The sequence below is a fragment of the Paenibacillus camerounensis genome, from assembly GCF_000723885.1.
GTDB classification, from domain to species: Bacteria; Bacillota; Bacilli; order Paenibacillales; family Paenibacillaceae; genus Paenibacillus_AQ; species Paenibacillus_AQ camerounensis.
The window spans coordinates 122,873-131,194 of the sequence record NZ_CCDG010000026.1; the positions used below are offsets into that span (position 1 = coordinate 122,873).

The following is an 8,322-nucleotide window of genomic DNA, read 5'->3' on the forward strand; positions in this document are numbered from 1 at the left end:
TTTTTACTCATCAAGCAGTGCCAGTATTTGATCTAGATCCATATCGCCACCGACAAACTGTGCAACCATTTTTTCAAGATTCTTTTCGCTCTGTTCTTCCTCAATTACGAGCTTTTTCGTACTTGCGCTCACCTTGGACTCGATATAATTAGAAATATCCAAAACAGAGGAATAAACAAATATATCGGTAATAGCCGTTACTCCCGGGTAGGCTTTATTCAATTCCTTGTGCAGATAAGCAGCCAACAATGAGTTGCCTCCGGATTCGAAAAACTTGTCATGGAGATCGACTTCATCTACACTCAGCGTTTTAACCCAGGCAGAGATCACATGCTTTTCAATTTCCGTCAGTTTATCCATACTTTTTCCGGTCACGACAACATCATGAAGATCTCGCTCAGTAGTCGTAGTTACCTTTGTGGCAGCTCCACGCTTTTTCTCTATTTTTTCAGAGAACTTTATTTTCTCACCATACCCTTGACTTTCTGATGCTAATACAGAGTAATTGACGTCACCCACCAAAACTCTGGGCAATCCGGTTTGCAGCGCGTAAGCAAAGGCATTGGCCCCTTCTGTATCCTTAACAAAATGAACATACATTCCGTTTGCATTCAGACCATTAGCAACGGCCATACCCGATTCACTCCAACCTGTCCAGTTGATGGTCAGGCTTGGAATTCCTAAATTTCTACGATAATATGTAAAGCTGTCCAGATAGGCATTGGCCGCTATATAATCACTCTGCCCTGCTGCTCCAAACAAAGAAGCGAACGACGAGCACATTACGAAGAAACTCAGCTGATCATCACGGGTCAATTCATGAAGCATCCATGTCCCGTAGACCTTCGGTCGTAAGACTGCCTCGAATGTTTCCCAATCCTTTTTCATAATGAATCCGTCACCCGCTACACCAGCGGTATGGATCACACCATCGATCGCTCCGTACTGATCCCGGATATCCTGCAACGTTTCCCTCAACTGTCCATAATCAGCGATATCCGTCTGTAAAATATTCAAATCTTTCCCATCCGACCAAAGTTTATTTACTTCATCGATCTTGTTCTGCAAGAAGATATCATCATGTACCTTTAACGCCATAAACATCTCACGGGAAAAAGTCCTGTTCAGAAGAATGACGCGAATCGCCGGATTTACACTAAACAAATATCTGCAGATCGCTAGTCCCATGCCGCCTAATCCGCCCGTGATGATGTAAGTTCCCTGATCATTGAGCTGCAGCTTTTTCTCAGCCAGCTGCTCGGAGTAAGCAACCGTATCTAGCTGTTCTACATATCTCTTGTTATCTCTAAAAGCCACCGCGTACATTTTTTCATCATAAAACAATTCATCCAGGAGGGACGCTATCTCCGTATTTCTATCACAATCCACTGTGCGAGTTTTAATGTTAGCGTACTCTTCTCCAATGCTAGCCCCCATCCCGGCCAGTGCACGATAAATTGGATATACTTGATCTTCATCACCCGTTACGATGGTCGCATTTGACGTCATCAAGACTAGGCGGATCTCTTGCCTAACGTCTTGTTTCAGCAGTGCTTTAATCAGGTCAAATGTGCTTTTCAAAATAATCTTTGTTTCATACATAACATCATGAACTGATTGAACATCCTCCATCGAAAGTGACGCCAGTTGTACGATGTACTTGATTCTCTCTTTAGGAAATAGATTCAGCCAGCCTTCAAAATCATTATCTCCAGTAAGCTGGAACGCTACCATGCGGTGACCAAACCGGTGCTGCAGTGCTTCCATCAGCGGACTGAACTTCTGGTCAGGCCGATGCAATACTAAAAGGAGATCCTCATCATCAGGTAACATCAAGGCATTTTCGTGTGTCTTTTCATAAGAAACCCAGCTCGTTGCATGGTACATGTCTAATTGGCTGTTTTCTTTCCTCATAAAAGATTCCGGCTGATGCACTTTCTTAATGCTGTAGTCCTCCAGTTCGGCAATAACCCGCCCATTTTCCGTCAACAGTGTGATATCGAAGGCTGCAAATTCATCCGACTCGTTTCCATAAGTTTTTCTTTTAATGTGACTGTACAGATTTTCCGGAAGCGCCTCATAGAACCTGGCTTTTGAACAAGAGAACGGCAAATACACACTTTGCAGGAGGAAATTCCCTCCATTTATTGCCGGGTCCAACATGGACGGAAATAAAAAGTAATTTTTTATGTCCTGTGTAAGGGATGAATTCAGTTCAAGGTGAAGCAAAACCTCATTGTCATTTAAATAGACGTCCTTTAAGTGGCCCCACTTTTCTCCATCGATCTCAACGATCGACAGCGTGTTTGGTTTTGTCGCCGTATCGGCCTTTTTACAACGGTCAATAATTTCATTTGCCTGCAAAGTGAATCGCACTTGTTCGCATTCTTCACTCACCCTCAGTTCCAGATGAGGCGTCCACTCATGTTCATCATTATTTTTGCTGTAGCATGAGATGCTCAACTCAGAATTCTCCATTTTTACAAGCGTGTGAACAATCCGCACTTCATCTTCCTTACAAACAAATGGGACTAAATAGGATAATTCCTGAATCTCGAAATGATTTTTTCTCAAAAATCGGTTACTGACAAACTGGGCCATCTCAATAAATGCAGTTCCAGGTAAAACATACACGCCGTTGATCTTATGAGATTTCAGTTCCCAACAGCTATCTATACTCATATCAGTGGCATACACCTGCATTTGATGAGTATCGAGAACACATTTATGAACCAAGGGATGAAGCTTCTCCAAGTTTTTATTTTGCAATGGTGGAACTTCTTTTTCAGGGAAGTTAATCCAGTAACGTTTATAATTAAAGGGATATGTAGGAATATTCACTCTATACCGAACCTCATTTTTATAAAACTGCTGCCACTGAATGTCTGCTCCCTGAACATAAAGGTCTAAGATTTTCTGCAGCAGCTGCCCATATAAATTGGCATCCTGCTCCTCATGGACCTGTTCGATTAATAGATTTGCCTGCTCCGTTAATGACTTTTTCAAAGAAGAAGTAATATATCCCTCTATCTGCAGTTCTACATCTGTCACTTTATGTTCGCGGTACAAATAACGCTCATTAGTAAGCTGATGAATATCAAATACTTGGTCTGAAAAATCATCGATTGAATCGAGAATCATCGCAAACCGGCAATTGTAATGCCCACGACCGAGATTAGCCGTATAACAGAAATCATCCAAACTACAATCTGGAAACCGCCGGAGATAGGTCTGATAATCCTTTATCAGACGCATAACCCCCTCTTTGTTCTTCGCAGAGACGGTCAACAATCTTACTGGAGCTGTGCTTTCTTCCATTCTTTGCAACACAGGTGCTTCTTCCAGGACCAGATGACAGTTCGTACCGCTCATTCCAAAAGAGCTGACCCCGCATCTTCTCGAACCGGATTCCGTATCCCAGGGCACCAATGTGTCATTGATGTAAACCGGGGACGATATAAAGTTGATCTTGCGGTTAGGCACCTCAAAATGAAGAGTAGGCAGTAATTGCTTGTGCTTCAGCATCAAGATTGCTTTCACCAAGCCTGCTAGTCCCGAAGCGCAGTCTAAATGACCGGCATTTGATTTCACTGAACCGATTGCACAAAACTGCTTCTTGTCTGTAAAACTTCCGAATGCCCGTTCGATACCATTAATTTCGACTGGATCTCCTAAATTAGTAGCGGTACCGTGCGCTTCAATATAGGTGATCGTTTCCGGATTAATCCCCGCATCCTTCCACGCTGCCTTGATGACTTCTTCTTGTGCAGCCGCATTAGGAGCTGTGATACCGACGGATGCACCATCCTGATTGATGCTGCTGCCCTTAATTACAGCATAGATGTTATCGCGATCCCGTACGGCCTGACGGAGCGATTTAAGGACGATACAGATGACGCCTTCCCCTATACCAGTACCATCTGCGCGGTCATCAAATGTTTTGGTTCTGCCGGAAGAGGATTCGATTCCCATCTTCTTTCCATGCTGATGAGGAGGCAATGTCTTCAAGCGTACAGAACCCGCCAACGCCATCGATACCTCACCATCTCTAATTTGTTGACAAGCCAGATGAACAGCTACTAACGATGAAGAGCAAGATGTATCAACATTAACTGCCGGACCTTTTAAATTCAGAAAATAGCTAATTCGGCTCGCGATAATTGCATCCACATTTCCTGACACCGCCACGCCATACATATAATTATCAGTCTCTTCAACCACCATATTGTATGGATTTTGTGGATTGTTGTACCCCAGAAAAACTCCGGTTTTGCTTCCATTCAGAATCCCTTTACCGTATCCGGAATCCTCCAAAGCAGTCCAGGCAGATTCAAGAAACAGCCGTTGAGCCGGCTCCATTAATTCCGCTTCTGCTGGAGACAACTGAAAAAATCCGGCATCGAACATATCCAGCCGATCTATATAAGAGCATGGGGTCAGTTCTTCAGGCAATTGCCTATTAAACTTTAATTTATAGAACTGGTTAGCGTCCTTCCAGCGTTCTACCGGGAAATCCCGTATCAGATCAAAACCATTACTCAAATAATCCCAAAGTTCCTCGACATTTTTGGCACTTCCGATCTTTGCGTCAATACCGATAATAGCAATGTCATTCCCCCCAACATCGGCGGCTGCAGATACAGGAACATCACTGGAATCGGGAAGAATCGAAAGATGCTTTAAAGCATTCAAATCCATAGAGATTCCCCCTCTTAATTGATCATGCTATAGTCAAAATCTTTGAATAAACCTTGGGTACCCGAATCATTAAACAATTGCTTGAATCTTGCAATTTGTTCGTCTCGCGGAGTTTTCTTAGTGCTAAACATTTTGAGCAGCATTTCAATTGCCAGTTGCATTTCTTCGCTGGTTGCTACTCTGTTTTCTCTTTCAATAAGCTGCTGGATATCATTTATGTGATTATATGGTTCGATAACACCCTTACGATATGTTTCCTCATCCCAGTTGAAATTCCGGGTTGCTGCGGAGATTCCCAAGCTTCTCGACAGAAACGGAATATATTTGTTTTGAATGTATTTTTTTAGAGCCGTTATTTCTGAAGGATTATCATAAGAGAAGGTTGGAAGATCGGACGTAATCCCCTTCATCATGTTTTTCAGAACATTACCGGGCCCAAGCTCAACTGCATACTGTACCGTCAGCATCTTGGCATAGATCATGCAATTGACCCATTGTACAGGCATTACAATCTGAGCAGTCAGATTCTCAACAATGTCTTCTTTTCCCCCATAGGGTTTTGCTGTTACATTGGAAAGGACAGAATATTGGAGATCGTTGAACGTATATTTGGCCAGTTCCTCCTTGAAAAGCTCTGCAGCAGGCTGCATCAACTCGCAGTGGAAGGGTGCACTGACATTTAGTCGGCTCACCTTGATATCCTCTTTCTCCAACATCGTTACCACTTGATCTACTGCATTTCGATTACCGGAGATCACGGTTTGAGTTATCGAATTGAAGTTGGAGATGCTGGCAATCCCCTCCTTTCCCGATACCGATCTGCATATTTCTTCAAGCTTATTGATATCTCGGGTCAATACAGCTACCATTGAGCCGAGCTCGGGGGCAATCGTCTGCTGCATGAATTCCCCTCGTCTTCTCACAATCTTAACCGCATCAGCAAAATTGATAGCACCAGCGCAAGTCAACGCTGAGATTTCCCCCAAGCTGTGACCGGCCATCAGATCAGGTTTAACCCCTTCTTCTTCCATAAAGACCCGGAACATTGCAACACTGGTGGTTAGAATAGCCGGTTGTGCATTGTATGTGAGTGTCAATTCTGACTTTTCACCCTCAAAGCACATTTTTTTCATATCCAAGGATAACGCTTCACTCGCTTGGTCAAAAACATCGGATGCTGTTTTAAAGTTCTCACACAATTTCTTGCCCATTCCAACATACTGCGAACCTTGCCCTGGAAATACAATTGCCTTTTTAGTCATAATTTAGTGACTAGCCCATAAGATGTATGGGCTAGTCTACCCACCCTTCATATTTTTTTTATGCATATTCCAACAGGTAATGGACGATTTGAATCAATCCCCTCAATAACTCTTCTACCTTTTGCTCAGAAACTTTTTTGTTATAAATCTCAGCAGCAAATGTGACAGAATCTTCTCCAATATCAAAGGAAAGGGAGAAATCATAATAGTCCTTGTATAGTTCGTTACCACTGAATCGGTAGAGAAAAATTGGCATCAAACCTTTTTCCGCGCTTTTGATGTGGATCTTCGCTCTATGGAATTTAGTTGCATCCTGATAGTTCTGATGGACAGTCTCCATAAGAACATTCAGGTCTTCTTCAGCTTCTACTTTAAAGGAGGCATAGTCCTTTTGATTGACAGTACATACCGCAAGTTGTTGCCGGCCAGTCGCATCAAACAACAAATAGCTGTAAGAGAACAACAGAAATTCATATAATTTGAATTCATCGGCATCATACATTGCTTTAATACTCTGATACAGGCTGCCGCTATCCGTGACTTTGACCATAGAATCACGAAGCACTTTGTTGGACTGCTTAAAATAAGAATCAGGGAACGAAATCTGCGAGCAGGACATAGTTTCCAAACTGCTCATTTCAATATGTTCGGCAAGCTGTGCAATGGTTGGATTTGCAAATACATCACCAACTTTTACAACCCCAGGGTACTGCTTTTCAATTTGTGAAAGCATGACGGTGATCAGCAAGGAATTTCCACCTAAATCGAAAAAGTTATCATCAATGCCGATTTCGTCGAAATGAAGTATGCTTCTCCAGATATTACTCAGGATGTGCTCACATTCATTATTAGCAGCTACAAATCGATTGGTCTTACGGAATAGATCTAAGTCAGGCATAGGTAAAGCATTTTTATCCAACTTGCCGCTTCTGGTAACTGGAAGACTATCAATCTGCATGATAAAGGCAGGAATCATGTATCCTGGCAGTACACCTTTGAGTGCATTCTTAATCTCGGTCGGATTAACCTGAACATCGGAAATCACATAGGCTTGAATAGTGTTGTCTTCACGCTCATCTTTTCTTGCGATTACCACTGCATCAACGATGTGTTCCAGCTTACGCATCACACTTTCGATTTCAGCCAACTCAATTCGGAACCCTCTGATCTTGACCTGCTCGTCAATTCGTCCAAGATATTCGATGTTTCCATCAGGCAGCCAGCGGGCCAAGTCTCCGCTCCGGTATAGTTTGCCGGCTCCAAATGGATTGGCAATAAATTTCTTGGCTGTTAATTCCGGCATATTCAGATACCCTCGAGCTAAACCATCCCCTGCAAAACACAATTCACCGGGTATCCCGATTCCGCATAAATTCATTCCGTCCATAATATAGGCTTGTACATTAGAGATCGGCCGGCCTATCGGGACCGGATGCGGGATGTCACTTTTCCCGTCATATTCCCAGTGTGTAGCTAGTACTGTGTTTTCTGTTGGTCCATAGGCATTGACATATCTGCAAAGGCTGCCCGCCTTTTGAATAATTGCTGCATTGGATGCCGAACCGCCAGTCGTGAGCACCTTCAAGCCTGTAAGCTGAGTCTGCAAATAGTACTGAGGCGGCAACAAGGCCAACGTGATTCCACTCTGGTTAACAAACTCATTAAATCTTCCGGTGTCCGCAATTAACTCTTTCGTGATTAACGTCAACCTTGCACCAAGCAGGAGTGACAACGTCATTTCCCACACTGCAGCGTCAAAGACATAATTGGAGAATTGCAGAACGTTGTCTTGATCGGTTACTTGATATAGATTCTTCAGATAGATACGCATGGCTGTAATGCCTTGGTGCTGCAGCATGACACCCTTAGGCTGACCAGTAGTTCCCGAGGTATAAATGATATAGGCCAAGTCATCGGGCTTGTTTACTTTATCCAGATCTTCATACATACTTTCCCAAATCGAAGGATCTGCAAGATCGAGAACAGAAAGATCAGTATTTAAATCCGTTTTGTAAAGAAGCACCGCTTTGGGCCGACAATCCTCCAGAATATACTGGATACGCTCTTCTGGAAAAGTAGGATCAATCGGTACATAGGCACCGCCCGCCTTCATAATTCCATAGATCCCGACGATCATCTCGATACTACGCTCGGTCATGATGGCAACCCGGTCATCTGGTCTTATCCCCAGTCGGCGGAGTTTCCATGCCACTTGATTAACTTTCCGGTTTAGTTCCGCATACGTCAGTCGTTCTTCCTGAAAAACGACTGCAATCTCATCAGGTGTTTTCTTAACCTGCTCCTCAAACAGATCTACAACAGTCCGGTCTCGTGCATACTCTACAGCCGTATCATTGAATCC

General features: G+C 43.3%; 3 protein-coding genes. All 3 read right to left on the minus strand.

The features are described 5' to 3' along the window. Nucleotides 1–3: 3 nt before the first annotated feature. Nucleotides 4–4,698 carry an SDR family NAD(P)-dependent oxidoreductase gene (locus tag BN3772_RS11575; RefSeq protein WP_042199541.1) on the minus strand — a complete coding sequence of 1,565 codons (4,695 nt, stop codon included), beginning with the start codon at nucleotides 4,696–4,698 and terminating at the stop codon, nucleotides 4–6. A gap of 14 nt (nucleotides 4,699–4,712) precedes the next feature. Then, on the minus strand, nucleotides 4,713–5,960 hold the full coding sequence (gene fabD / locus BN3772_RS11580; RefSeq protein WP_042199543.1) for an ACP S-malonyltransferase: 1,248 nt from the start codon (nucleotides 5,958–5,960) through the stop codon (nucleotides 4,713–4,715). Between the two features lie 58 nt (nucleotides 5,961–6,018). Then, nucleotides 6,019–8,322: non-ribosomal peptide synthetase (locus BN3772_RS11585; RefSeq protein ID WP_157643581.1), on the minus strand; the 2,304-nt coding region annotated here is incomplete at its 5' end.